This window comes from Streptomyces sp. NPDC006384 (assembly GCF_042870695.1).
Taxonomy (GTDB): Bacteria; Actinomycetota; Actinomycetes; order Streptomycetales; family Streptomycetaceae; genus Streptomyces.
The window spans coordinates 73,355-97,676 of record NZ_JBIAHR010000006.1 but is presented as its reverse complement, the minus strand read 5'-3'; the positions used below and the strand labels follow the sequence as shown (position 1 = coordinate 97,676).

Genomic DNA, 24,322 nt, shown 5'->3' with positions numbered 1-24,322 from the left:
CGGCGACCGGGCCGGACGGCCGGACGTGGGAGGATCGGAGGTGGCGGACCGGGGCCCGCGCACCCGGTCACGCCGCCGCCGTACGCGGAGCAGACGCGTACGCGGACACAACCGGGGCGCGAGCACTGAGGAGCACCGTTGAGCAGGTTGCGCTGGCTGACCGCGGGGGAGTCCCACGGTCCCGCACTCGTCGCGACGCTGGAGGGTCTGCCCGCCGGCGTGCCGATCACCACCGACATGGTGGCGGACCACCTGGCGAGGCGGCGGCTGGGCTACGGTCGCGGCGCGCGGATGAAGTTCGAGCGCGACGAGGTCACCTTCCTCGGCGGCGTGCGGCACGGCCTCACCCTGGGCTCCCCGGTCGCGATCATGGTGGGCAACACCGAGTGGCCCAAGTGGGAGCAGGTCATGGCGGCCGACCCGGTCGACCCCGAGGTGCTGGCCGGTCTGGCCCGCAACGCCCCGCTGACCCGTCCCCGCCCCGGCCACGCCGACCTCGCGGGCATGCAGAAGTACGGCTTCGACGAGGCCCGGCCCGTCCTGGAGCGCGCCTCCGCCCGGGAGACGGCCGCCCGCGTCGCCCTCGGCGCCGTGGCCCGGTCGTACCTGAAGGAGACGGCCGGCATCGAGATCGTCAGCCACGTCACCGAACTGTGCTCCGTGAAGGCCCCGCAGGGTGTGTACCCCACCCCGGCGGACGTCGAGAAGCTGGACGCCGACCCGCTGCGCTGTCTGGACGCGGACACCTCCAAGGCGATGGTCGCGGAGGTCGACCAGGCCCACAAGGACGGCGACACGCTCGGCGGCGTCGTCGAGGTGCTGGCGTACGGTGTCCCGGTCGGCCTCGGCTCGCACGTGCACTGGGACCGCAAGCTGGACGCCCGCCTCGCCGGTGCCCTGATGGGCATCCAGGCGATCAAGGGCGTCGAGATCGGCGACGGCTTCGAGCTGGCCCGGGTGCCCGGCTCCAAGGCGCACGACGAGATCGTGGCCACGCCCGAGGGCATCCGCCGCGTCTCCGGCCGCGCCGGCGGCACCGAGGGCGGCCTGTCCACCGGCGAGCTGCTGCGGGTCCGCGCCGCGATGAAGCCGATCGCGACCGTGCCGCGCGCCCTGAAGACCGTGGACGTCACCACCGGCGAGGCAGCGCAGGCCCACCACCAGCGCTCCGACGTCTCCGCGGTCCCGGCGGCCGGCATCGTCGCCGAGGCGATGGTCGCCCTCGTCCTCGCGGACGCCGTGGCGGAGAAGTTCGGCGGCGACAGCGTCACCGAGACCCGCCGCAACGTCACCTCCTACCTCGACAACCTGGCCATCCGATGAGCACCCCGCTGATCGTCCTGGTCGGACCGATGGGCGTCGGCAAGTCCACCGTCGGGAAGCTGCTGGCCGAGCGTCTCGGCACCGCCTACCGGGACACGGACGAGGACATCGTCTCCGCCCAGGGACGGACCATCGCCGAGATCTTCGTGGACGACGGCGAACCGGCCTTCCGCGCCCTGGAGAAGCAGGCCGTGCGCACGGCCCTCGCCGAGCACGACGGCGTCCTCGCCCTCGGCGGCGGCGCGGTCCTCGACGAGGACACCCGCGGCCTGCTCGCCGGGCAGCGCGTCGTCTACCTGTCGATGGACGTCGAGGAAGCGGTCAGGCGCACCGGCCTGAACGTCGCGCGCCCCCTGCTCGCGGTCAACCCGCGCAAGCAGTGGCGCGAGCTGATGGAGGCCCGCCGCCATCTCTACGAGGAGGTCGCCACGGTCGTCGTGGCGACCGACGGACGGTCCCCGGAGGAAGTCACCCGGACCGTCCTGGACGCACTGGAGTTGAAGGAAGCATGAGCGAGGCAGTCACCCGGATCCAGGTCGGCGGCACCGCGGGATCCGACCCCTACGAGGTCCTGGTGGGCCGTCAGCTCCTGGGCGAGCTCGGCGGCCTGATCGGCGCCAAGGCCAAGCGGGTCGCGGTGATCCACCCCGAGGCCCTCGCCGAGACCGGCGACGCGCTGCGCGCCGACCTCGCCGAGCAGGGCTACGAAGCGATCGCCATCCAGGTGCCCAACGCCGAGGAGGCCAAGACCGCCGAGGTCGCCGCCTACTGCTGGAAGGCGCTCGGCCAGTCAGGCTTCACCCGCACCGACGTCGTCGTCGGTGTCGGCGGCGGCGCCACCACCGACCTCGCCGGCTTCGTGGCCGCGACCTGGCTGCGCGGCGTGCGCTGGATCGCCGTCCCGACCACCGTGCTCGCCATGGTCGACGCGGCCGTCGGCGGCAAGACCGGCATCAACACCGCCGAGGGCAAGAACCTCGTCGGCTCCTTCCACCCGCCCGCCGGCGTCCTGTGCGACCTCGCCGCCCTGGACTCGCTCCCGGTCAACGACTACGTCTCCGGTCTCGCCGAGGTCATCAAGGCCGGCTTCATCGCCGACCCGGTGATCCTCGACCTGATCGAGTCCGACCCGCAGGCCGCGCGCACCCCGGCCGGGCCGCACACCGCCGAGCTGATCGTGCGCTCCATCAAGGTCAAGGCGGAGGTCGTCTCCTCCGACCTCAAGGAGGCGGGCCTGAGGGAGATCCTCAACTACGGCCACACCCTCGGCCACGCCATCGAGAAGAACGAGCGCTACAAGTGGCGCCACGGCGCCGCCGTCTCCGTCGGCATGCACTTCGCCGCCGAACTGGGACGCCTCGCCGGCCGCCTGGACGACGCCACCGCCGACCGCCACCGCACCGTCCTCGAAGCGGTCGGCCTGCCGCTGCACTACCGCTACGACCAGTGGCCCAAGCTGGTCGAGAACATGAAGGTCGACAAGAAGTCCCGCGGCGACATGCTGCGCTTCATCGTCCTGGACGGCCTGGCCAGGCCCACCGTCCTGGAGGGCCCCGACCCGGCAGTCCTCCTCGCCGCCTACGGCGAGGTGGGCGAGTAGGCCACCCGGCGCTCCTTTCGCCCGATTCGCCCTGCGGGCCGGGCACTTCGGACCGCCCCCGGCCGTTCACCGAAGGACACCCGGGGGCGGTACCGTTCAGTAGCACGCGGGCCCGCCCCGCGATAAGCGCCCATCGCCTGTACGAGACGGAGTGGCACCGGATGCAGCACGCAGTGGGTTCTCCGCTGCCGCCGCCCCACCAGCCGGGGCACGGACCGGCCGTCGGCTGGTCCCCGGCCGCACACCACCCGGGCCCGCACCAGGGCCCCGCACCCGTGCCGCCGCCCCCGGCACCGGGGTACCCGATGCGGGCCCCGCACCCCGCGGCCCCGCGGCACGCCCCCGCACCGCCGCCCGCGACGGAGGGCACCGGACACGTGCCGCTGCCGCCCGGCGGCCCCGTCGCGGAGCCCGGTGCGCCGGGCGCCGCAGCCTCCGCGCCCGACCCGGCCACGACCACCCTCGCCGTCCTGCTCATCGGGCCCGCGGGCGCGGGCAAGACCAGCGTCGCCAAGTACTGGGCGGAGCACCGCAGGGTCCCCACCGCCCACATCAGCCTCGACGACGTGCGCGAATGGGTCCGCTCGGGCTTCGCCGACCCCCAGACCGGGTGGAACGAGCACTCCGAGGCGCAGTATCGCCTCGCCCGCCGCACCTGCGGCTTCTCCGCGCGCAACTTCCTCGCCAACGGGATCTCCTGCATACTCGACGACGCCGTCTTCCCCGACCGCCCGGTCGTCGGACTCGGCGGCTGGAAACGGCACGTCGGGCCGGGGCTGCTCCCCGTCGTCCTGCTGCCGGGGTTGGACGTCGTCCTGGAGCGCAACGCCGAGCGCAGCGGCAACCGGCGGCTCAGCGACGAAGAGGTCGCCCGCATCCACGGCCGCATGGCCGGCTGGTACGGCTCGGGTCTCCCGATCATCGACAACTCCCAGCTCGACGTCCCGGAAACGGCCCGCCTCCTGGACGAGGCCCTCGCCCGCTCCATAGCCAGCCCACCCAACTGGTGAGCGCCCCGCAGGGGCGCGGGGCTGTGTCCGTCTGCGGCTCCGCCGCGGGGCGCGAGCAACCCCCACCGGCGGCCGGCCGCCGCACAACAGCAAGCTCCACCCCCGTCGGCGCACCCCGTGTCTCCCGGCCCCGCCCACTCGGCCCACCCGAGCGGCGCACCCCCCGGCGGAGCCATACGCTCGGTCCATGTCAGAGGTGTACGAGGCCCGCCGGACGCGCCTACGAGAACGCTGCAACGCGGGCGGCAGCGCGGCGGCGCTCGTCTCCCGGCCCGCCAACGTGCGTTATCTCGCCGGCGCCGCCCCGCGCGGTGCCGTACTGCTGCTGGGGCGGACCGAGGATCTCCTGGTGTGCGCCGGCCCGCCGGACGGCCGCTCCACCGACGGCAGGCCCGACGGGTCGTCGTCCCTGCGGGCGCTGACCGACCCCGGCGGTGACCCGGCCGTCGTCGCCGCGGGCCTCGCCGCCGCCCAGGGCGCCGAGACCCTCGCCACCGAGGACCACCACCTCACCGTCGTCCGGCACCGGGCCATGAGCTCGGCCGCCCCCGGTCTCCGGCTGAGCGACCTCGGCCAGGCGGTCGAGCAACTGCGCGTGGTCAAGGACGAGGAGGAGATCTCCTGCCTGCGCATCGGCGCGGAGATCGCCGACCAGGCCCTCGGCGAACTGCTGGAGTCCATCCTCGTCGGCCGTACCGAGCGGCACCTCGCCCTGGAGCTGGAGCGCCGCCTGGTCGACCACGGCGCCGACGGTCCCGCCTTCCCGACCTCAGTCGGCACCGGCCCGAACTCCGGCCGGCGCGGGCACCGGCCCACCGACCGCAGGGTGGAGGAGGGCGACTTCCTCTCCGTCTGCCTGGGCGCGACGTACCGCGGCTACCGCTGCGAGATCGGCCGCACCTTCGTCATCGGCACCTCGCCGGCCGACTGGCAGATCGAGCTGTACGACCTCGTCTTCGCCGCCCAGCGGGCCGGCCGGGAGGCTCTCGTGCCCGGGGCGTCCTGCCGTGACGTGGACCGTGCGGCCCGTCAGGTGCTGGACTCCGCCGGGTACGCGGAGCACCTTCCGGCGCTCACCGGTCACGGTGTCGGACTCGAAAACGACGAGGACCCGCAGTTGGCCCCCGCGGCCATGGGTAAACTGGACGCTTGTGTGCCGGTCACCGTCGAACCGGGGGTCCACCTCCCGGGCCGGGGCGGGGTCCGGATCGATGACACGCTCGTCGTGCGCCCCGAGGCGGACGGCGGACCCGAGCTACTCACCATCACGACCAAGGAGCTGCTCGCGCTCTAGCCTTCGCGCTGTGCGCCAGACCGCCCCGGGGTCGTCCACGTCAGTCCAGTCCAGGAGATTCCGCAACCGTGGCTTCCACGAACGACCTCAAGAACGGCATGGTGCTCAAGCTCGAAGGCGGCCAGCTCTGGTCCGTCGTCGAGTTCCAGCACGTCAAGCCCGGCAAGGGCCCGGCCTTCGTGCGCACCAAGCTCAAGAACGTGCTCTCCGGCAAGGTCGTCGACAAGACCTTCAACGCCGGCGTCAAGGTCGAGACGGCCACTGTCGACAAGCGCGACATGCAGTTCTCGTACATGGACGGCGACTACTTCGTCTTCATGGACATGGAGACCTACGACCAGCTGATGATCGACCGCAAGGTCGTCGGCGACGCCGCCAACTTCCTCGTCGAGGGCTTCGAGGCGACCGTCGCGCAGCACGAGGGCGAGGTGCTCTTCGTCGAGCTGCCGGCCGCCGTCGAGCTGACCGTCCAGGAGACCGAGCCCGGTGTCCAGGGCGACCGCTCCACCGGCGGCACCAAGCCCGCCACCCTGGAGACCGGCCACCAGATCCAGGTCCCGCTCTTCATCACCACCGGTGAGAAGATCAAGGTCGACACCCGTACGAGCGACTACCTCGGCCGGGTGAACAGCTAACCGTGGCTGCCCGCAACACGGCCCGCAAGCGCGCTTTCCAGATCCTCTTCGAGGGCGATCAGCGCGGCGCCGACGTCCTGACGGTCCTCGCCGACTGGGTCCGGCACTCCCGGTCCGACACCCGGCAGCCGCCGGTGAGCGAGTACACGATGGAGCTGGTCGAGGGCTACGCCGAGCGCGCCGAGCGCATCGACGAGCTCATCTCCCAGTACTCGGTCGGATGGACGCTCGACCGCATGCCGGTCGTCGACCGCAACATCCTGCGTCTCGGCGCGTACGAGCTGATCTGGGTCGACGCGACCCCGGACGCCGTCGTCCTCGACGAGATGGTGCAGCTGGCGAAGGAGTTCTCCACGGACGAGTCGCCCGCGTTCGTCAACGGTCTGCTCGGCCGGCTGAAGGAATTGAAGCCTTCGCTGCGCCGTGACGAGGCCTGACAGACACAGCCGCCGGAGGGCCTGTGGCGACCCGCGAGGGTGTCACAGGCCCTCCGGCGTTCCACGCGGGGGCCGACTCCGGCACCGCAGAACGCCCGCGGGGGGGGGGGGGGGGGGGGGGGGGGGGGGGGGGGGGGCCGGGGGGGGGGGGGGGGGGGGGGGGGGGGGGGGGGGGGGGGGGGGGGGGGGGGACGCCCGGCCCCCGCCCCCCCCCCCCCCCCCCCCCCCCCCCGCCGGCGCCCCCCGCCCCCCCCCCCCCCCCCCCCCCCCCCCCCCCCCCCCCCCCCCCCCACGTTTCTGCTGTCTGCGCGCAGAGCGCGGTGCGCTCAGGCGTCCTCGTGGGAGGCCACCGCGCGGCGCGCGTCGGCGTCCAGCACACCCCAGCTGATCAGCTGCTCGGTGAGGACCGACGGCGACTGGTCGTAGATGACGGCGAGGGTGCGCAGGTCGTCCTGGCGGATCGAGAGCACCTTGCCGTTGTAGTCGCCGCGCTGCGACTGGATCGTGGCCGCGTAACGCTGCAGCGGGCCCGCCTTCTCGGCCGGCACCGTGGACAGCCGCTCCAGGTTCAGGACCAGCTTCGGCGGCGGCTCGGCGGCACCGCCCGGGGTGGTGCCCGGCAGCAGCTCCTGCACGGGAACGCCGTAGAAGTCCGCCAGCTCGGCGAGACGCTGCACGGTCACGGCGCGGTCGCCACGCTCGTACGACCCGACCACGACCGCCTTCCAGCGGCCCTGGGACTTCTCCTCGACACCGTGGAGGGAAAGGCCCTGCTGGGTGCGGATGGCCCGGAGCTTGGCCCCGAGCTGTTTGGCGTATTCGCTGGACATATGGCTCCCCGGACAAGGTGTCGACGCGGCCGGCTGTGTTGTCTGCCGCTCGGCTGGTAACTCACTGTGAGGTTACGCAGCGTTACTCTTCCGCGTCAAGCCGAATGGTCCGCACCGATGCTTCCGTGGTATTCGCCCTCCGTTGCTGCGGGCGGGTGATGCCGGGGCGGCACGGGAGTGACGGGGGCGTGTCGAGGGTGCGTCCCGGGCGGCTCCGGTGACCTGGTAACGTAGGCGGCGCAATTCCGACGTCCTTTAAGGTCCGTCCCGTGAGGCGGAGAAGGAGGTCCGTTTCGTATGGACAAGCAGCAGGACTCCCGGCAGGATCCGCCCGCCGATGCCCGGCCCGTTCTCGAGGGCCCCGACATCGCCCGGGTGCTGACCCGCATCGCCCACGAGATCGTCGAACGCGCCAAGGGTGCCGACGACGTGGTGCTCCTCGGCGTCCCGACCCGCGGCGTCTTCCTCGCCCGTCGGCTCGCCGCCAAGCTGGAGCAGATCACCGAGCGCACGATGCCGGTCGGCTCGCTCGACATCACCATGTACCGCGACGACCTGCGCATGCACCCGCCGCGCGCGCTGGCCCGCACCGAGATCCCCGGCGACGGCATCGACGGCCGTCTGGTCGTCCTCGTCGACGACGTCCTCTTCTCCGGCCGCACCATCCGCGCCGCCCTCGACGCGCTGAACGACATCGGCCGCCCGCGCGCGGTGCAGCTCGCCGTCCTCGTCGACCGCGGCCACCGCGAACTGCCCATCCGCGCCGACTACGTCGGCAAGAACCTCCCCACGTCGCTGCGGGAGACGGTCAAGGTCCAGCTCGCCGAGGAGGACGGTCGCGACACCGTGCTGCTCGGCGCCAAGCAGGACACCCCGGGCGCCCACCCCTGACCGCACGCGTACGCGCACACCCCTGCCGTACGCCGCCCCGGTGTGCCCCCGCACGCCCCAGGCCGCCCGAATTATCCCGCTCTTTCGCATGACTCGCCTTACGGAGCCTGACAGATGCAGCGTCATCTCATCTCGGCCGCCGACCTCACCCGCGACGACGCCGTCCTGATCCTCGACACCGCCGAGGAGATGGCCCGGGTCGCGGACCGGCCGATCAAGAAACTGCCGACCCTGCGCGGCCGGACCGTCGTCAACCTCTTCTTCGAGGACTCGACGCGGACCCGGATCTCCTTCGAGGCCGCCGAGAAGCGCCTGTCCGCGGACGTCATCAACTTCACCGCCAAGGGTTCCAGCGTCTCCAAGGGCGAGTCCCTCAAGGACACCGCACAGACCCTGGAGGCGATGGGCGTCGACGCCGTCGTCATCCGGCACGGCGCCTCCGGCGCCCCGTACCGCCTGGCCACCTCGGGCTGGATCGACGCGCACGTCATCAACGCCGGCGACGGCACCCATCAGCACCCGACACAGGCCCTGCTGGACGCCTTCACCATGCGCCGCCGCCTGGTCGGCCCCGACGCCGGCCTCGGCAAGGACCTGGACGGCCGCCGCATCACCCTGGTCGGCGACGTGCTGCACAGCCGCGTCGCCCGCTCCAACGTCGACCTGCTGCACACCCTCGGCGCCCAGGTCACCCTCGTCGCCCCGCCCACTCTGCTGCCGGTCGGCGTCGAGACCTGGCCCTGCGAGGTCTCCTACGACCTCGACTCCACCCTGCCGAAGTCCGACGCGGTGATGATGCTGCGCGTGCAGCGCGAACGCATGAACGCCGCCTTCTTCCCGACCGAGCGCGAGTACTCCCGCCGCTACGGCCTGGACGGCGACCGCATGGCGAAGATGCCCGAGCACGCCATCGTGATGCACCCCGGCCCGATGGTCCGCGGCATGGAGATCACCGCCGAGGTCGCCGACTCCGACCGCTGCACCGTCGTCGAGCAGGTCACCAACGGCGTCTCCGTCCGGATGGCCGTCCTGTACCTGCTGCTCGGCGGCGCCGAGCCCGCCGTCGCCCACCCGTCGCCCACCACCACCCCGACAACGAGGCGCTCCGCGCCCACCTCTGAACTCCGCACCACCGAGGAGAAGTAAGAAGATGAGCAAGACCCTGATCCGCGGTGCGAAGGTGCTCGGCGGCGAGCCGCAGGACGTGCTGATCGACGGCGCCGTCATCGCCGAGGTGGGCACGGGCCTGAGCGCCGAGGGCGCCGAGGTGATCGAGGCGGACGGCAAGGTGCTGCTGCCCGGCCTGGTCGACCTCCACACCCACCTGCGCGAGCCCGGCCGCGAGGACTCCGAGACCGTCCTGACCGGCACCCGCGCGGCGGCGAGTGGCGGCTACACCAGCGTCTTCGCCATGGCCAACACCTTCCCGGTCGCCGACACCGCCGGTGTCGTCGAGCAGGTCTGGCGGCTCGGCCAGGAGTCCGGCTACTGCGACGTGCAGCCCATCGGCGCCGTCACCGTCGGCCTGGAGGGCGCCAAGCTCGCCGAGCTGGGCGCCATGCACGACTCCGCGGCCGGCGTCACCGTCTTCTCCGACGACGGCAAGTGCGTCCACGACGCCGTGATCATGCGCCGGGCGCTGGAGTACGTGAAGGCCTTCGGCGGCGTCGTCGCCCAGCACGCCCAGGAGCCGCGGCTCACCGAGGGCGCCCAGATGAACGAGGGCGTCGTCTCCGCCGAGCTGGGTCTCGGGGGCTGGCCGGCCGTCGCCGAGGAGTCGATCATTGCGCGGGACGTGCTGCTCGCCGAGCACGTCGGCTCCCGCGTCCACATCTGCCACCTGTCGACCGCCGGCAGCGTCGAGATCGTCCGCTGGGCCAAGTCCCGCGGCATCGCCGTCACCGCCGAGGTCACCCCGCACCACCTGCTCCTCACCGACGAGCTGGTGCGGTCGTACAACCCGGTCTACAAGGTCAACCCGCCGCTGCGCACCGAGCGTGACGTCATGGCCCTGCGCGAGGCGCTCGCCGACGGCACGATCGACATCGTCGCCACCGACCACGCCCCGCACCCGCACGAGGACAAGGACTGCGAGTGGGCCGCCGCCGCCATGGGCATGGTCGGCCTGGAGACCGCGCTGTCGGTGGTGCAGGAGACCATGGTGGACACGGGCCTGCTGGACTGGGCCGGCGTCGCCGACCGGATGTCCTTCAAGCCCGCGCAGATCGGACAGGCCACCGGACACGGCCGTCCCGTCTCGGCTGGTGAGCCCGCCAACCTCACCCTCGTCGACACGGCATACCGTGGCCGGGTGGACCCCGCGGGCTTCGCCTCGCGCAGCCGCAACACTCCGTACGAGGGGCGTGAGCTGCCGGGCCGTGTGACGCACACGTGGCTGCGGGGCAAGGCGACGCTCGTCGACGGGAAGCTCACGTGACACCTGTAATCCTGCTGGCCGCCGGGAAGGAATCGGCGGAAGTGACCGACTGGGCGGCCCGCATCGGCTGGGTCGTCGGCCTCGCCCTGTTCGTCGCGCTCGTCTACTGGCTGATGCGCGAGGGCTGGAAGTGGCGCGGCACCCTCCAGGGCGACCTGCCCGGGCTGCCCGGCGCGCCGGACGCCCCCGGTCCGGCGAGACTGACGATGAGCGGCCGCTACCACGGCTCCACCACCGCCGGGCAGTGGCTGGACCGCATCGTGGCGCACGGACTGGGCACCCGCAGCCGGGCCGAGCTCACGCTGACGGACGAGGGACTGGACGTCGTACGCCCCGGCGCGGACGACTTCTTCGTCCCCGCCGCCGCACTGCGCGAGGCCCGGCTCGACAAGGGCATCGCCGGCAAGGTGCTCACCGAGGGCGGCCTGCTGGTCGTCACCTGGGAGCACGGCGGCAAACTGATCGACTCCGGTTTCCGCTCCGACCACGCGGCCGAGCACAACGAGTGGGTCGAGATTCTGAACGACATGATCAACAAGACGGAAACGGAAGGCGCACGATGACGACCTCCACCAGGGGAGCCCACCGGACTCCCGCCGTACTCGTCCTGGAGGACGGCCGGGTCTTCCGCGGCCGCGCCTACGGGGCCGTGGGGGCCACGTTCGGCGAAGCCGTGTTCTCCACCGGCATGACCGGCTACCAGGAGACCCTCACCGACCCGTCGTACCACCGCCAGGTCGTCGTGATGACCGCCCCGCACGTGGGCAACACCGGCGTCAACGACGAGGACATGGAGTCCAGGAAGATCTGGGTCTCCGGCTACGTCGTGCGCGACCCCGCCCGCGTGCCCTCCAGCTGGCGCTCGACGCGCACGCTGGACGAGGAGCTCGCCGCCCAGGGCGTCGTCGGCATCTCCGGCATCGACACCCGCGCCCTCACCCGGCACCTGCGCGAGCGCGGCGCCATGCGCGTCGGCATCTTCTCCGGCAACGCGCTGCCCGACGAGGGCACCATGCTCGCCGAGGTCCGCCAGGCCCCCGAGATGAGCGGCGCCGACCTCTCCGCCGAGGTCGCCACCACCGAGCCGTACGTCGTCCCGGCGATCGGCGAGAAGAAGTTCACCGTCGCCGCGATCGACCTCGGCATCAAGGGCATGACCCCGCACCGCATGGCCGAGCGCGGCATCGAGGTGCACGTCCTGCCGGCCACCGCGAGCGTCGAGGACGTCTACGCCGTCAACCCCGACGGCGTGTTCTTCTCCAACGGCCCCGGCGACCCGTCCACCGCCGACCACCCCGTCGCCCTGATGCAGGCGGTCCTGGAGCGGGACACCCCGCTGTTCGGCATCTGCTTCGGCAACCAGATCCTGGGCCGCGCGCTCGGCTTCGGCACCTTCAAGCTGAAGTACGGCCACCGCGGCATCAACCAGCCCGTGCAGGACCGCACGACCGGCAAGGTCGAGGTCACCGCGCACAACCACGGATTCGCCGTCGACGCCCCGCTCGACAAGGTCTCCGACACCCCCTACGGCCGCGCCGAGGTCTCCCACGTCTGCCTCAACGACAACGTGGTGGAGGGCCTCCGGCTTCTCGACAAGCCGGCCTTCAGCGTCCAGTACCACCCCGAAGCGGCAGCCGGTCCGCACGACGCCGCGTACCTGTTCGACCGCTTCGTTTCCCTGATGGAGGGCCAGCGTGCCTAAGCGCACCGATATCCAGTCCGTCCTGGTCATCGGCTCCGGCCCGATCGTCATCGGCCAGGCCGCCGAGTTCGACTACTCCGGCACCCAGGCGTGCCGCGTGCTCAAGGCCGAGGGCCTGCGCGTCGTCCTGGTGAACTCCAACCCGGCGACGATCATGACCGACCCGGAGATCGCCGACGCCACCTACGTCGAACCGATCACCCCCGAGTTCGTCGAGAAGATCATCGCCAAGGAGCGCCCCGACGCCCTGCTGCCCACCCTGGGCGGCCAGACGGCGCTCAACACCGCCATCTCGCTGCACGAGAACGGCGTCCTGGAGAAGTACGGCGTCGAGCTGATCGGCGCCAACGTGCAGGCGATCCACAAGGGCGAGGACCGCGACCTGTTCAAGGAGGTCGTCGAGGAGGTCCGCAGGAAGATCGGCCACGGCGAGTCCGCCCGGTCCTACATCTGCCACTCCATGGACGACGTCCTCAAGGGCGTCGAGGAGCTCGGTGGTTACCCGGTCGTCGTGCGCCCCTCCTTCACCATGGGCGGCGCCGGTTCCGGTTTCGCCCACGACGAGGAGGAGCTGCGCCGCATCGCCGGCCAGGGCCTCACCCTCTCGCCGACCACCGAGGTGCTCCTGGAGGAGTCCATCCTCGGCTGGAAGGAGTACGAGCTGGAGCTGATGCGCGACAAGAACGACAACGTCGTGGTCGTCTGCTCCATCGAGAACTTCGACCCGATGGGCGTGCACACCGGCGACTCGATCACCGTCGCGCCCGCGATGACGCTGACCGACCGCGAGTACCAGGTGCTGCGCGACGTCGGCATCGCGATCATCCGCGAGGTCGGCGTCGACACCGGCGGCTGCAACATCCAGTTCGCGGTGAACCCCGAGGACGGCCGGGTCATCGTCATCGAGATGAACCCGCGCGTGTCGCGCTCCTCCGCCCTGGCCTCCAAGGCGACCGGCTTCCCGATCGCCAAGATCGCCGCCAAGCTGGCCGTCGGCTACACGCTGGACGAGATCCCGAACGACATCACGCAGGAGACCCCGGCCTCCTTCGAGCCGACGCTCGACTACGTGGTCGTCAAGGCCCCGCGGTTCGCCTTCGAGAAGTTCCCGAGCGCCGACTCGACGCTGACCACCACCATGAAGTCGGTCGGCGAGGCCATGGCCATCGGCCGCAACTTCACCGAGGCCTTCCAGAAGGCGCTGCGCTCGCTGGAGAAGAAGGGCAGCCAGTTCACCTTCGTCGGCGAGCCGGGCGACAAGAAGACGCTGCTGGAGGAGTCCGTCCGGCCCACCGACGGCCGGATCAACACCGTCATGCAGGCCATCCGCGCGGGCGCCACCCCCGAGGAGGTCTTCGCGTACACGAAGATCGACCCCTGGTTCGTCGACCAGCTCTTCCTCATCAAGGAGACCGCCGACGAGCTGGCCGAGGCGCCCGAGCTGACCGCCGACCTGCTCGCCGAGGCCAAGCGGCACGGCTTCTCCGACCAGCAGATCGGCGAGATCCGCGGCCTGCGCGAGGACGTCGTCCGCGAGGTCCGGCACGCGCTGGGCATCCGCCCGGTCTACAAGACGGTCGACACCTGCGCCGCCGAGTTCGCCGCGAAGACGCCGTACTTCTACTCCTCCTACGACGAGGAGACCGAGGTCGCGCCGCGCGAGAAGCCCGCGGTGATCATCCTGGGCTCCGGCCCGAACCGCATCGGCCAGGGCATCGAGTTCGACTACTCCTGCGTCCACGCATCCTTCGCGCTCAGCGACGCCGGGTACGAGACCGTGATGGTCAACTGCAACCCGGAGACCGTCTCCACCGACTACGACACCTCCGACCGGCTGTACTTCGAGCCGCTCACGCTGGAGGACGTCCTGGAGATCGTCCACGCCGAGCAGCAGGCCGGCCCGGTCGCGGGCGTGATCGTCCAGCTCGGCGGCCAGACCCCGCTGGGCCTGTCCCAGGCGCTCAAGGACAACGGCGTGCCCATCGTCGGCACCTCCCCGGAGGCCATCCACGCCGCCGAGGACCGCGGCGCCTTCGGCCAGGTTCTCAAGGAGGCGGGCCTGCCCGCCCCCAAGCACGGCACCGCCACCACCTTCGCCGAGGCCAAGGCCATCGCCGACGAGATCGGCTACCCGGTCCTCGTCCGGCCCTCCTACGTCCTCGGCGGGCGCGGCATGGAGATCGTCTACGACGAGACCCGCCTGGAGTCCTACATCGCCGAGTCGACCGAGATCAGCCCCTCCCGGCCGGTCCTGGTCGACCGCTTCCTCGACGACGCCATCGAGATCGACGTCGACGCCCTGTACGACGGCGAGGAGCTGTACCTCGGCGGCGTCATGGAGCACATCGAGGAGGCCGGCATCCACTCCGGCGACTCGGCGTGCGCCCTGCCCCCGATCACGCTGGGCGGTTTCGACATCAAGCGGCTGCGCGCCTCCACCGAGGGCATCGCCAAGGGCGTCGGCGTGCGCGGCCTGATCAACATCCAGTTCGCGCTGGCCGGGGACATCCTCTACGTCCTGGAGGCCAACCCGCGCGCCTCGCGCACCGTCCCCTTCACCTCGAAGGCGACCGCGGTGCCGCTGGCCAAGGCCGCCGCCCGCATCTCGCTCGGCGCCACCATCGCCGAGCTGCGCGCCGAGGGCCTGCTCCCGGCCAACGGCGACGGCGGCGAGCTGCCGCTGGACGCGCCGATCTCCGTCAAGGAGGCCGTGATGCCGTGGTCCCGCTTCCGGGACATCCACGGCCGCGGCGTCGACACGGTCCTCGGCCCGGAGATGCGCTCCACCGGCGAGGTCATGGGCATCGACTCCGTCTTCGGCACGGCCTACGCCAAGTCGCAGGCCGGCGCCTACGGGCCGCTGCCGACCAAGGGCCGGGCGTTCATCTCGGTCGCCAACCGCGACAAGCGCTCGATGATCTTCCCGGCGCGCGAGCTGGTCGCCCACGGCTTCGAGCTGCTCGCCACCTCCGGCACCGCCGAGGTCCTCAAGCGCAACGGCATCAACGCCACGGTCGTGCGCAAGCAGTCCGAGGGCACCGGTCCGAACGGCGAGAAGACCATCGTCCAGCTCATCCACGACGGCGAGGTCGACCTCATCGTCAACACCCCGTACGGCACCGGCGGCCGCCTCGACGGCTACGACATCCGTACGGCGGCCGTGGCCCGGTCCGTCCCGTGCCTGACCACGGTCCAGGCGCTCGCGGCGGCGGTCCAGGGCATCGACGCCCTCAACCGCGGCGACGTGGGGGTCCGCTCACTGCAGGAACACGCGGCGTTCCTGACCGCGGCCCGCGACTAGCAGCCCCGAGGGGGACACCGGAAACGGTGTCCCCCTCTTCATGAGCCCTGGCCATGAGCCCCGCATGACGCCCTACGAGGACACATGTACAAGATCTTCTTCAAGCTGTTCTTCTCCCGGATGGACCCGGAGAAGGCCCACCACCTCGCCTTCGGCTGGATCCGTCTCGCCGCCCGCGTGCCCGTGCTGCGCACCTTCGCCGCCGCCGTGCTCGCCCCCCGCCACAAGGAGCTGCGCACCGAGGCCCTGGGCCTGCGCATGCACGGCCCCTTCGGGCTCGCCGCCGGCTTCGACAAGAACGCGGTCGCCGTCGACGGCATGGCCATGCTCGGCTTCGACCACGTCGAGATCGGCACCGTGACGGGGGAGCCGCAGCCCGGCAACCCCAGGAAGCGGCTGTTCCGGCTGGTGGCCGACCGGGCGCTGATCAACCGCATGGGCTTCAACAACGACGGCTCCCGCGTCGTCGCCGCCCGCCTGGCCTCCCGCAACCCGGTCTTCCGGACCGTCGTCGGCGTCAACATCGGCAAGACCAAGGTCGTCCCGGAGGAGGAGGCCGTCGGCGACTACGTGAAGTCGGCCGAACGGCTGGCCCCGTACGCCGACTACCTGGTCGTCAACGTCTCCTCGCCCAACACCCCCGGCCTGCGCAACCTCCAGGCCACCGAGGCCCTGCGCCCCCTGCTCGGCGCCGTCCGCGAGGCCGCCGACCGGGCCGTGCCCGCCCGGCGCGTGCCCCTGCTGGTCAAGATCGCGCCCGACCTCGCCGACGAGGATGTCGACGCGGTGGCGGACCTCGCCGTCGAGCTCGGTCTGGACGGCATCATCGCCACCAACACGACCATCGCCCGCGAAGGCCTCGGCCTGCGCTCGGCGCCCGCCCTGGTCCAGGAGACCGGCGGCCTCTCCGGCGCCCCCCTCAAGGCGCGCTCCCTGGAGGTGCTGCGCCGCCTGTACGCGCGCGTGGGCGACCGGATCACCCTGGTCGGCGTCGGCGGCATCGAGAGCGCCGAGGACGCCTGGCAGCGCATCCTGGCCGGCGCCACGCTGGTCCAGGGCTACAGCGCCTTCATCTACGAGGGTCCCTTCTGGGCCCGCGCCATCCACCGGGGGCTCGCCGCCCGTCTGCGGCAGAGCCCGTACGCCACCCTCGCCGACGCGGTCGGCGCCGACGTGAGGAAGAACGCATGACGGTCCCCGAGCCCTTCGGCGCACGCCTGCGCCGTGCCATGGACGAACGCGGCCCGCTGTGCGTCGGCATCGACCCGCACGCCTCGCTGCTCGCCGACTGGGGCCTGAACGACGACGTGGCGGGCCTGGAGCGCTTCAGCCGCACCGTCGTCGAGGCCGTGGCCGGCCGCGTCGCCGTGCTCAAGCCGCAGAGCGCCTTCTTCGAGCGCTTCGGCTCGCGCGGCGTCGCCGTCCTGGAGAAGTCGGTGCAGGAGGCCCGGGAGGCCGGCGCGCTGGTCGTCATGGACGCCAAGCGCGGCGACATCGGCTCCACCATGGCCGCCTACGCCGAGTCCTTCCTGCGCCGGGGCGCCCCGCTGTTCTCGGACGCGCTGACCGTCTCCCCGTACCTCGGTTACGGCTCCCTGAAGCCGGCCGTCGACCTGGCGCGCGAGAACGGCACCGGCCTGTTCGTGCTGGCGCTGACCTCCAACCCGGAGGGCGGCGAGGTGCAGCACGCGGTGCGCGCCGACGGGCGCGGCGTCGGCGCGACGATGCTGGCGCACCTGGCCGCCGAGAACGAGGGGGAGCGGCCCCTCGGCTCCTTCGGCGCGGTGGTCGGCGCCACCCTCGGCGACCTGTCCTCCTACGACCTGGCCATCGGCGGACCGCTGCTGGCTCCCGGCATCGGCGCCCAGGGGGCCACCCCCGCGGACCTCCCGCGGGTCTTCGGGGACGCCGTGCGCAACGTGGTGCCGAACGTCAGCCGGGGTGTTCTTCGTCACGGCCCCGACATCGGGGCGCTGCGGACGGCCGCCGACCGCTTCGCCGAGGAGATCCGGAGCGCGGTCGCGGCGTCCTGAGCCCGAAACCACTCCCCAAAGCGAGGAATTTTGCCCTAAATGTCCGGCCTGATAGATGCTGACCTGGACTTTTCCGCTGTTCTCGCTGACTCTGGCGGCATCGACCGCTAGTCTCCGTCGAGTGGGAGCAGCCCCCGCGCCCCTCAGGGCGGCGGGGGGACCGGGCGCGTGTGTTGCTCGTGGCTCCCCAGGTGTGGGGCGACTAGGTTCCTCACCGGTCCGTATCCGACAGTTCGACATCCGAGGTGACGTAGGCGTGGCTCTTCCGCCCCTTACCCCTGAACAGCGCGCAGCCGCGCTCGAAAAGGCCGCCGCGGCTCGCCGGGAGCGGGCCGAGGTCAAGAATCGACTCAAGCACTCCGGCGCCTCCCTCCACGAGGTCATCAAGCAGGGCCAGGAGAACGACGTCATCGGCAAGATGAAGGTCTCCGCCCTCCTCGAGTCCCTGCCGGGCGTGGGCAAGGTCCGCGCCAAGCAGATCATGGAGCGGCTCGGCATCTCCGAGAGCCGCCGCGTGCGGGGTCTGGGTTCCAACCAGATCGCATCCCTGGAGCGTGAGTTCGGCAGCACGGGCTCCTGAGTCCCGGGCACCGCGCGATTGCTGGAATAATCGCCGCATGGCTGCAACACCCCGGGGGACGTCCCCCGCACCCCCGGACGCTCGTCCGCGGCTGACCGTGCTCTCCGGCCCCTCGGGGGTCGGCAAGAGCACGGTCGTCGCCCATATGCGCAAGGAACACCCCGAGGTCTGGCTCTCCGTGTCGGCGACGACACGGAAGCCGCGCCCCGGCGAGCAGCACGGCGTCCACTACTTCTTCGTCACCGACGAGGAGATGGACAAGCTGATCGCCAACGGCGAGCTGCTGGAGTGGGCCGAGTTCGCGGGCAACCGCTACGGCACACCCCGCGCCGCCGTGCTGGAGCGCCTGGAGGCCGGTGAGCCGGTGCTGCTGGAGATCGACCTCCAGGGCGCACGGCAGGTCCGCGCCTCCATGCCGGAGGCCCAGCTGGTGTTCCTGGCCCCGCCCTCCTGGGAGGAGCTGGTGCGCAGGCTCACCGGCCGCGGCACCGAACCGCCGGAGGTGATCGAGCGCCGCCTCGCCGCGGCCAGGGTCGAGCTGGCGGCCGAGCCGGAGTTCGACGAGACCCTCGTCAACACCTCCGTCGAGGACGTGGCGCGCGAGCTGCTAGCCTTGACGAACGTCGTGTGATCGCGCCAGGTCCAGCGAGCCCGGCCGATCGACCCGACTGATTCTTTCCCATCCATCGGAAGGTAGAGCGTGTCCTCTTCCATCTCCGCGCCCGAGGGCATCATCAACCCGCCGATCGACGAGCTCCTCGAGGCCACGGACTCGAAGTACAGCCTCGTGATCTACGCGGCCAAGCGGGCCCGCCAGATCAACGCGTACTACTCGCAGCTCGGCGAGGGCCTCCTCGAGTACGTCGGTCCCCTCGTCGACACCCACGTCCACGAGAAGCCGCTCTCGATCGCCCTGCGCGAGATCAACGCGGGTCTGCTGACGTCCGAGGCCATCGAGGGCCCGGCACAGTAGTGCCAGCAGTAGCATTTTCAGCCTGAAGCTGACTTTTCCACAGGCCCGGCGGTCCGACTGCCGGGCCTGTGGTGTGTGATGGGGGCCTACGCATACCGAGGTCGGGAGAGACGGTGGACAAGCCCAAGGTCGTTCTGGGGGTCAGCGGCGGGATCGCCGCCTACAAGGCGTGCGAGCTGCTGCGCAGATTCACCGAGTCGGGACACGAGGTGCGCGTCGTCCCGACCGCCTCCGCGCTGCACTTCGTCGGCGCCGCCACCTGGTCCGCCCTGTCCGGCAACCCCGTCTCCACCGAGGTGTGGGACGACGTCCACCAGGTCCCGCACGTGCGCATCGGCCAGCACGCCGACCTGGTCGTCGTCGCCCCGGCCACCGCCGACACGCTCGCCAGGGCCGCCCACGGCCTCGCCGACGACCTCCTCACCAACACCCTGCTCACGGCCCGCTGCCCGGTCGTCTTCGCCCCCGCCATGCACACCGAGATGTGGGAGCACCCGGCCACCCGGGAGAACGTGGCGACCCTGCGCCGCCGCGGCGCCGTCGTGATCGAACCGGCCGTCGGCCGCCTCACCGGCGTCGACACCGGCAAGGGCCGCCTCCCCGACCCGGGGGAGATCTTCGAGGTCTGCCGCCGGGTGCTCGCCCGCGGCGTCACCGAGCCCGACCTCGCCGGACGGCACGTCGTCGTCAGCGCCGGCGGCACCCGCGAGCCCCTCGACCCCGTCCGCTTCCTCGGCAACCGCTCCTCGGGCAAGCAGGGCTACGCCCTCGCCCGCACCGCCGCCGCCCGGGGCGCCCGCGTCACGCTGATCGCGGCCAACGCGGCACTGCCCGACCCGGCCGGCGTGGACGTCGTCCCGGTGGGCACCGCCGTGGAACTGCGCGAGGCCGTGCTGCGCGCGGCGGCGGACGCCGACGCCGTCGTCATGGCCGCCGCGGTCGCCGACTTCCGGCCGGCGACGTACGCCACCGGGAAGATCAAGAAGAAGGACGGCCGGGAACCCGAGCCGATCGCGCTGGTCCGCAACCCGGACATCCTCGCGGAGATCTCCGCCGGCCGGGCCCGCCCCGGGCAGATCGTCGTCGGCTTCGCCGCCGAGACGGACGACGTCCTCGCCAACGGCCGGGCCAAGCTGAAGCGCAAGGGCTGCGACCTCCTCGTGGTGAACGAGGTCGGAGAACGCAGGACCTTCGGCTCCGAGGAGAACGAGGCCGTGGTCCTCGGCGCCGACGGCAGCGAGACCCCGGTGGCGCACGGCCCGAAGGAGGCCCTGGCCGAAACGGTGTGGGACCTCGTGGCGGAACGGCTCGGCTGAATGCCCCGTCCGGCCCCCGGCGCCCGTGGCCACCGCGCGATCGGGCGTGGCGTGCCTGGCCAACGGCCCTCCGCATTGTGCAGAATGCCCGTGCCGCAGGTCACAGCCCTTCCGAGAGCTGAGACGGGTGAGTCCGCGGCCGAGTGCGACCGATAAACTGTTCTCGGACGTCGCCGGGTGCAGCTCCCCGTGCCGTCCACCAATGATCAGCCAGCAGCCGCTGCAACCCCAGGGAGCGTTGTGTCCCGTCGCCTGTTCACCTCGGAGTCCGTGACCGAGGGCCACCCCGACAAGATCGCTGACCAGATCAGCGACACCATTCTCGACGCGCTTCTGCGCGAGGACCCGGCGTCCCGGGTCGCCGTCGAAACGCTGATCACCACCGGCCTGGTGCACGTGGCCGGCGAGGTCACCACCAAGGCGTACGCGGACATCCCCACGCTGGTGCGCGGCAAGATCCTGGAGATCGGCTACGACTCCTCGAAGAAGGGCTTCGACGGCGCCTCCTGCGGCGTGTCCGTCTCGATCGGCGCGCAGTCCCCGGACATCGCGCAGGGCGTCGACACGGCGTACGAGTCCCGGGTCGAGGGCGACGACGACGAACTGGACCGGCAGGGCGCGGGCGACCAGGGCCTGATGTTCGGCTACGCGTCCGACGAGACCCCGACCCTGATGCCGCTCCCGGTCTTCCTCGCGCACCGCCTGTCCAAGCGCCTGTCCGAGGTCCGCAAGAACGGCACCATCCCCTACCTGCGCCCCGACGGCAAGACCCAGGTCACCATCGAGTACGACGGCGACAAGGCCGTCCGCCTCGACACGGTCGTCGTCTCCTCGCAGCACGCGAGCGACATCGACCTGGAGTCGCTGCTCGCGCCCGACATCAAGGAGTTCGTCGTCGAGCCGGAGCTGAAGGCGCTGCTCGACGACGGCATCAAGCTCGACACGGAGAACTACCGTCTCCTGGTCAACCCGACCGGCCGCTTCGAGATCGGCGGCCCGATGGGCGACGCCGGCCTGACCGGCCGCAAGATCATCATCGACACCTACGGCGGCATGGCCCGCCACGGCGGCGGCGCCTTCTCCGGCAAGGACCCGTCCAAGGTGGACCGCTCGGCCGCGTACGCGATGCGCTGGGTCGCCAAGAACGTCGTCGCCGCCGGGCTCGCCTCCCGCTGCGAGGTGCAGGTCGCGTACGCGATCGGCAAGGCCGAGCCGGTCGGTCTGTTCGTGGAGACCTTCGGCACCGCCAAGATCGACGCGGAGAAGATCGAGAAGGCCATCGACGAGGTCTTCGACCTCCGTCCGGCCGCGATCATCCGCGACCTCGACCTGCTCCGCCCGATCTACGCCCAGACCGCCGCCTACGGCCACTTCGGCCGTGAGCTGCCGGACTTCACCTGGGAGCGCACCGACCGCGTCGACGCGCTGCGCGAGGCGGCCGGGCTGTAACGTCCGGTTCCTCTCCGAAGGCACGGCACGAGGCCCGGCGTCCCCCTGGGGGCGCCGGGCCCCGGCGTGTCCGCAGGCCGTGCGCGGCCGCCCCCGGGAGAGGCGGTGCCCACCCGGGCGGGCCGCCGGTTGTCAGTGGCCTTTGGTAAGAATGCAGGCGTGAGCAGCGAGAACGGACCGGCGGGCGGTGGCGCGGGCGACGCGCCGCCCGAACAGCTCGCGCTCATCCGGGAGAGCGTGCGCAGGGCGAAGACGCCGCGGGCCAAGCCGCGGACCTGGCGCGGCGCCCCGCTGGCCAGGGAGCTGCCCGTCGCCCGGGTGCTGGTCGACAAGGGCGTCCTCCACCTCGACCGGTACTTCGACTACGCCGTCCCCGAGGAACTGGACGCCGAGGCCCGGCCGGGCGTGCGGGTGCGGGTGCGGTTCGGCGCCGGCCGGCACCGGGTGCGGGAGGGACGCCGCGAGGGCGGCGGCCTCGTCGACGGCTTCCTGATCGAGCGGCGCGCGGAGTCCGACTACGCGGGCCCGCTGGCCGCGCTGGCCCAGGTCGTCTCGCCCGAACCGGTGCTCGACCCGGAGCTGCTCGGTCTCGCGCGGGCCGTCGCCGACCGGTACGCGGGCAGCCTCGCCGACGTCCTGCAGCTCGCCGTGCCGCCGCGCAACGCGAGGGCGGAGAAGCGGCCCTCACCCGCCCCCCTGCCCCCGCCGCCGGTGCCCGCCCCCGGCTCCTGGGAGCGGTACGGGCAGGGACCGGAGTTCCTCGCGGCCCTGGCCTCGGGCGGGGCGCCGCGCGCGGTGTGGAACGCGCTGCCCGGACCGGCCTGGAGCGAGGAGCTGGCGCGTGCCGTGGCGGCCACGCTGGCCTCCGGCCGGGGCGCGCTCGCCGTGCTGCCGGACGGCAGGGCGGTCGCCCGGGCGGACGCCGCGCTGACCGCCCTGCTCGGCGAGGGACGGCACGCGGTGCTCACCGCCGACGCCGGCCCCGAGCAGCGGTACGCCCAGTGGCTCGCGGTGCGCCGCGGAGCCGTACGGGCCGTCGTCGGGACCCGTGCCGCCATGTTCGCCCCGGTGCGTGACCTCGGGCTGGTCGCCCTGTGGGACGACGGCGACGACAGCCACAGCGAGCAGCACGCCCCGCAGCCGCACGCCCGCGAGGTGCTGCTGCTGCGCGCGGCCCAGGACAGGTGCGGCTTCCTGCTGGGCGGCCGGCACTGCACCGTGGAGGCCGCCCAGCTGGTGGAGACCGGCTGGGCCCGGCCGCTGGTAGCCGCCCGCGAGCAGGTGCGGGCCGCCGCCCCGCTCGTGCGGACCGTGGGCGACGGGGACCTGGCGCGGGACGAGGCGGCCCGGGCCGCCCGGCTGCCCACCCTGGCCTGGCAGGCCGTCAGGGACGGGCTGCGGCACGGGCCGGTCCTCGTGCAGGTGCCCCGGCGCGGATACGTGCCCCGGATGGCGTGCGCCGCCTGCCGGACGCCCGCACGGTGCCGGCACTGCTCCGGGCCGCTGGAGGGGCAGGAGTCCGGACCGGCGCTGCGCTGCGGTTGGTGCGGACGCGAGGAGAACGCCTGGCACTGCCCGGAGTGCGGGGCCTTCCGGCTGCGCGCGCAGGTCGTCGGGGCGCGCCGCACCGCCGAGGAGCTCGGCCGGGCCTTCCCCGCGGTGCCGGTGCGCACCTCGGGACGCGAACAGGTGCTGGACACCGTGTCGGGGGCGCCCGCCCTGGTCGTCAGCACCCCGGGTGCCGAGCCCGTCGCCGAGGGCGGGTACGCGGCGGCTCTGCTGCTCGACGGCTGGGCCATGCTCGGGCGGCCCGACCTGCGGGCCGGTGAGGACGCGTTGCGGCGCTGGCTCGCGGCCGCCGCGCTGGTGCGTCCGCAGAGCGCCGGCGGCACCGTCGTCGTGGTGGCCGAGCCGACCCTGCGGCCGGTGCAGGCGCTGGTGCGCTGGGATCCCGTCGGCCATGCGCTGCGGGAGCTGGCCGAGCGGGCCGAGCTGGGTTTTCCGCCGGTGTCGCGGATGGCGTCCGTGGCCGGTCCTCCCGAGGCGGTGGCCGGCTTCCTGAGCGCGGTGGAGCTGCCGCGCGAGGCCGAGGTGCTGGGGCCCGTGCCGCTGCCCGTCACGGCGCCGGGGCGCCCGCGCCGGGCGGGCGGGCCGCCGCCGGGGGAGCACTGGGAGCGGGCGTTGATCCGGGTGCCGCCGGGGAGCGGGGCGGCGCTGGCCGGTGCGCTGAAGGCGGCCCAGGCGGCGCGGACGGCCCGCGGGAACGACGTACCGGTGTGGGTGCGGATCGATCCGCTCGACATCGGGTGAGGGCCGTGGCCTCGGGTGAGGGCCGCGGCCGTCCCGCCGGTGCAGGGGAGGCCGGAGCCGCCCGGCCCGGCACGCGGGGGTGTCCGGGAAGAGAGGCGCCCTCCCGGAGATCACCGGGAGGGCGGGGACGGACCAGTTGTCGCGGGGAATCGGGGAAGCCGCGGGCCCTGTGTCCTGGCGCGGCGCGGAGGCGGCGGGCCT

General features: G+C 72.5%; 22 protein-coding genes. 21 read left to right on the top strand and 1 reads right to left on the bottom strand.

Annotated features, from left to right (window positions below; translation table 11 throughout):
* The first annotated feature begins 138 nt into the window (after window positions 1-138).
* The 7 genes from aroC to nusB all read left to right on the top strand — a co-directional run bounded on the left by aroC (window position 139) and on the right by nusB (window position 6,299).
* Window positions 139-1,323: a chorismate synthase gene (gene aroC / locus ACFYOJ_RS09670; protein ID WP_356554035.1), complete on the top strand. Its 1,185-nt coding sequence runs from the start codon at window positions 139-141 to the stop codon at window positions 1,321-1,323.
* Window positions 1,320-1,835, top strand: a complete 516-nt coding sequence (locus ACFYOJ_RS09665) for a shikimate kinase (protein WP_356554037.1) — start codon at window positions 1,320-1,322, stop codon at window positions 1,833-1,835. The genes aroC and ACFYOJ_RS09665 overlap by 4 nt, the downstream gene beginning before the upstream one ends.
* Window positions 1,832-2,923: a 3-dehydroquinate synthase gene (gene aroB, locus ACFYOJ_RS09660; RefSeq protein ID WP_356554039.1), complete on the top strand. Its 1,092-nt coding sequence runs from the start codon at window positions 1,832-1,834 to the stop codon at window positions 2,921-2,923. Before ACFYOJ_RS09665 ends, aroB begins: the two co-directional genes overlap by 4 nt.
* Before the next feature lie 161 nt (window positions 2,924-3,084).
* Window positions 3,085-3,933 carry a Pro-rich N-terminal domain-containing protein gene (locus tag ACFYOJ_RS09655; RefSeq protein WP_356554041.1) on the top strand — a complete coding sequence of 283 codons (849 nt, stop codon included), beginning with the start codon at window positions 3,085-3,087 and terminating at the stop codon, window positions 3,931-3,933.
* A 187-nt stretch (window positions 3,934-4,120) separates the two neighbouring features.
* Window positions 4,121-5,227, top strand: coding sequence for an aminopeptidase P family protein (locus ACFYOJ_RS09650; RefSeq protein ID WP_356554043.1), 1,107 nt, complete (start codon window positions 4,121-4,123; stop codon window positions 5,225-5,227).
* Window positions 5,228-5,295: 68 nt separating this feature from the next.
* On the top strand, window positions 5,296-5,862 hold the full coding sequence (gene efp, locus ACFYOJ_RS09645) for an elongation factor P (RefSeq protein ID WP_356554045.1): 567 nt from the start codon (window positions 5,296-5,298) through the stop codon (window positions 5,860-5,862).
* Between the two features lie 2 nt (window positions 5,863-5,864).
* Entirely contained in the window at window positions 5,865-6,299 is a 435-nt protein-coding gene (nusB, locus tag ACFYOJ_RS09640; protein WP_356554047.1) for a transcription antitermination factor NusB, read from the top strand.
* Window positions 6,300-6,625: 326 nt separating this feature from the next.
* On the opposite strand, the gene bldD is transcribed toward nusB, so the two are convergent.
* The gene (gene bldD, locus ACFYOJ_RS09635; protein ID WP_356556891.1) at window positions 6,626-7,129 is read right to left on the bottom strand and encodes a transcriptional regulator BldD; all 504 of its coding nucleotides are present in this window, start codon (window positions 7,127-7,129) and stop codon (window positions 6,626-6,628) included.
* A 297-nt stretch (window positions 7,130-7,426) separates the two neighbouring features.
* On the opposite strand from bldD, the gene pyrR reads away from it, so the two are divergent.
* The 14 genes from pyrR (at window position 7,427) to ACFYOJ_RS09565 (ending at window position 24,121) form a co-directional block, all read left to right on the top strand.
* Entirely contained in the window at window positions 7,427-8,020 is a 594-nt protein-coding gene (gene pyrR, locus ACFYOJ_RS09630; RefSeq protein WP_356556890.1) for a bifunctional pyr operon transcriptional regulator/uracil phosphoribosyltransferase PyrR, read from the top strand.
* 114 nt (window positions 8,021-8,134) lie between these two features.
* The gene (locus tag ACFYOJ_RS09625; protein ID WP_356556889.1) at window positions 8,135-9,166 is read left to right on the top strand and encodes an aspartate carbamoyltransferase catalytic subunit; all 1,032 of its coding nucleotides are present in this window, start codon (window positions 8,135-8,137) and stop codon (window positions 9,164-9,166) included.
* Window positions 9,167-9,170: 4 nt separating this feature from the next.
* Window positions 9,171-10,457 carry a dihydroorotase gene (locus tag ACFYOJ_RS09620; RefSeq protein ID WP_356556888.1) on the top strand — a complete coding sequence of 429 codons (1,287 nt, stop codon included), beginning with the start codon at window positions 9,171-9,173 and terminating at the stop codon, window positions 10,455-10,457.
* Window positions 10,454-11,020, top strand: a complete 567-nt coding sequence (locus ACFYOJ_RS09615) for a hypothetical protein (RefSeq protein WP_356556887.1) — start codon at window positions 10,454-10,456, stop codon at window positions 11,018-11,020. Before ACFYOJ_RS09620 ends, ACFYOJ_RS09615 begins: the two co-directional genes overlap by 4 nt.
* Window positions 11,017-12,159 (top strand): glutamine-hydrolyzing carbamoyl-phosphate synthase small subunit, encoded by a 1,143-nt coding sequence (gene carA / locus ACFYOJ_RS09610; RefSeq protein WP_356556886.1) that lies wholly within the window; start codon window positions 11,017-11,019, stop codon window positions 12,157-12,159. Before ACFYOJ_RS09615 ends, carA begins: the two co-directional genes overlap by 4 nt.
* On the top strand, window positions 12,152-15,460 hold the full coding sequence (gene carB, locus ACFYOJ_RS09605; protein WP_356556885.1) for a carbamoyl-phosphate synthase large subunit: 3,309 nt from the start codon (window positions 12,152-12,154) through the stop codon (window positions 15,458-15,460). The genes carA and carB overlap by 8 nt, the downstream gene beginning before the upstream one ends.
* 84 nt (window positions 15,461-15,544) lie before the next feature.
* Entirely contained in the window at window positions 15,545-16,651 is a 1,107-nt protein-coding gene (locus tag ACFYOJ_RS09600; protein WP_356556884.1) for a quinone-dependent dihydroorotate dehydrogenase, read from the top strand.
* Window positions 16,648-17,493: an orotidine-5'-phosphate decarboxylase gene (gene pyrF, locus ACFYOJ_RS09595; RefSeq protein ID WP_356556883.1), complete on the top strand. Its 846-nt coding sequence runs from the start codon at window positions 16,648-16,650 to the stop codon at window positions 17,491-17,493. Before ACFYOJ_RS09600 ends, pyrF begins: the two co-directional genes overlap by 4 nt.
* Window positions 17,494-17,749: 256 nt before the next feature.
* Complete coding sequence (locus ACFYOJ_RS09590; RefSeq protein WP_003977346.1) at window positions 17,750-18,073, top strand: integration host factor; 324 nt, start codon at window positions 17,750-17,752, stop codon at window positions 18,071-18,073.
* 37 nt (window positions 18,074-18,110) lie between these two features.
* Window positions 18,111-18,704 (top strand): guanylate kinase, encoded by a 594-nt coding sequence (gene gmk / locus ACFYOJ_RS09585; RefSeq protein ID WP_356556882.1) that lies wholly within the window; start codon window positions 18,111-18,113, stop codon window positions 18,702-18,704.
* A 69-nt stretch (window positions 18,705-18,773) separates the two neighbouring features.
* Window positions 18,774-19,046: a DNA-directed RNA polymerase subunit omega gene (gene rpoZ, locus ACFYOJ_RS09580; RefSeq protein WP_003977348.1), complete on the top strand. Its 273-nt coding sequence runs from the start codon at window positions 18,774-18,776 to the stop codon at window positions 19,044-19,046.
* 113 nt (window positions 19,047-19,159) lie between these two features.
* The gene (coaBC, locus tag ACFYOJ_RS09575; protein WP_356556881.1) at window positions 19,160-20,362 is read left to right on the top strand and encodes a bifunctional phosphopantothenoylcysteine decarboxylase/phosphopantothenate--cysteine ligase CoaBC; all 1,203 of its coding nucleotides are present in this window, start codon (window positions 19,160-19,162) and stop codon (window positions 20,360-20,362) included.
* 240 nt (window positions 20,363-20,602) lie between these two features.
* Complete coding sequence (metK, locus tag ACFYOJ_RS09570) at window positions 20,603-21,811, top strand: methionine adenosyltransferase (protein ID WP_356556880.1); 1,209 nt, start codon at window positions 20,603-20,605, stop codon at window positions 21,809-21,811.
* Window positions 21,812-21,970: 159 nt separating this feature from the next.
* The gene (locus ACFYOJ_RS09565; RefSeq protein ID WP_356556879.1) at window positions 21,971-24,121 is read left to right on the top strand and encodes a primosomal protein N'; all 2,151 of its coding nucleotides are present in this window, start codon (window positions 21,971-21,973) and stop codon (window positions 24,119-24,121) included.
* The last annotated feature ends 201 nt before the right edge of the window (window positions 24,122-24,322 follow it).

Coding starts and splice junctions, on each gene's coding strand:
- ACFYOJ_RS09655 (WP_356554041.1), top strand. CDS start 3,085: ATGCAGCACGCAGTGGGTTCTCCGCTGCCGCCGCCCCACCAGCCGGGG.
- bldD (WP_356556891.1), bottom strand. CDS start 7,129: ATGTCCAGCGAATACGCCAAACAGCTCGGGGCCAAGCTCCGGGCCATC.
- ACFYOJ_RS09650 (WP_356554043.1), top strand. CDS start 4,121: ATGTCAGAGGTGTACGAGGCCCGCCGGACGCGCCTACGAGAACGCTGC.
- ACFYOJ_RS09665 (WP_356554037.1), top strand. CDS start 1,320: ATGAGCACCCCGCTGATCGTCCTGGTCGGACCGATGGGCGTCGGCAAG.
- ACFYOJ_RS09625 (WP_356556889.1), top strand. CDS start 8,135: ATGCAGCGTCATCTCATCTCGGCCGCCGACCTCACCCGCGACGACGCC.
- pyrR (WP_356556890.1), top strand. CDS start 7,427: ATGGACAAGCAGCAGGACTCCCGGCAGGATCCGCCCGCCGATGCCCGG.
- pyrF (WP_356556883.1), top strand. CDS start 16,648: ATGACGGTCCCCGAGCCCTTCGGCGCACGCCTGCGCCGTGCCATGGAC.
- ACFYOJ_RS09600 (WP_356556884.1), top strand. CDS start 15,545: ATGTACAAGATCTTCTTCAAGCTGTTCTTCTCCCGGATGGACCCGGAG.
- carA (WP_356556886.1), top strand. CDS start 11,017: ATGACGACCTCCACCAGGGGAGCCCACCGGACTCCCGCCGTACTCGTC.
- aroB (WP_356554039.1), top strand. CDS start 1,832: ATGAGCGAGGCAGTCACCCGGATCCAGGTCGGCGGCACCGCGGGATCC.
- gmk (WP_356556882.1), top strand. CDS start 18,111: ATGGCTGCAACACCCCGGGGGACGTCCCCCGCACCCCCGGACGCTCGT.
- ACFYOJ_RS09620 (WP_356556888.1), top strand. CDS start 9,171: ATGAGCAAGACCCTGATCCGCGGTGCGAAGGTGCTCGGCGGCGAGCCG.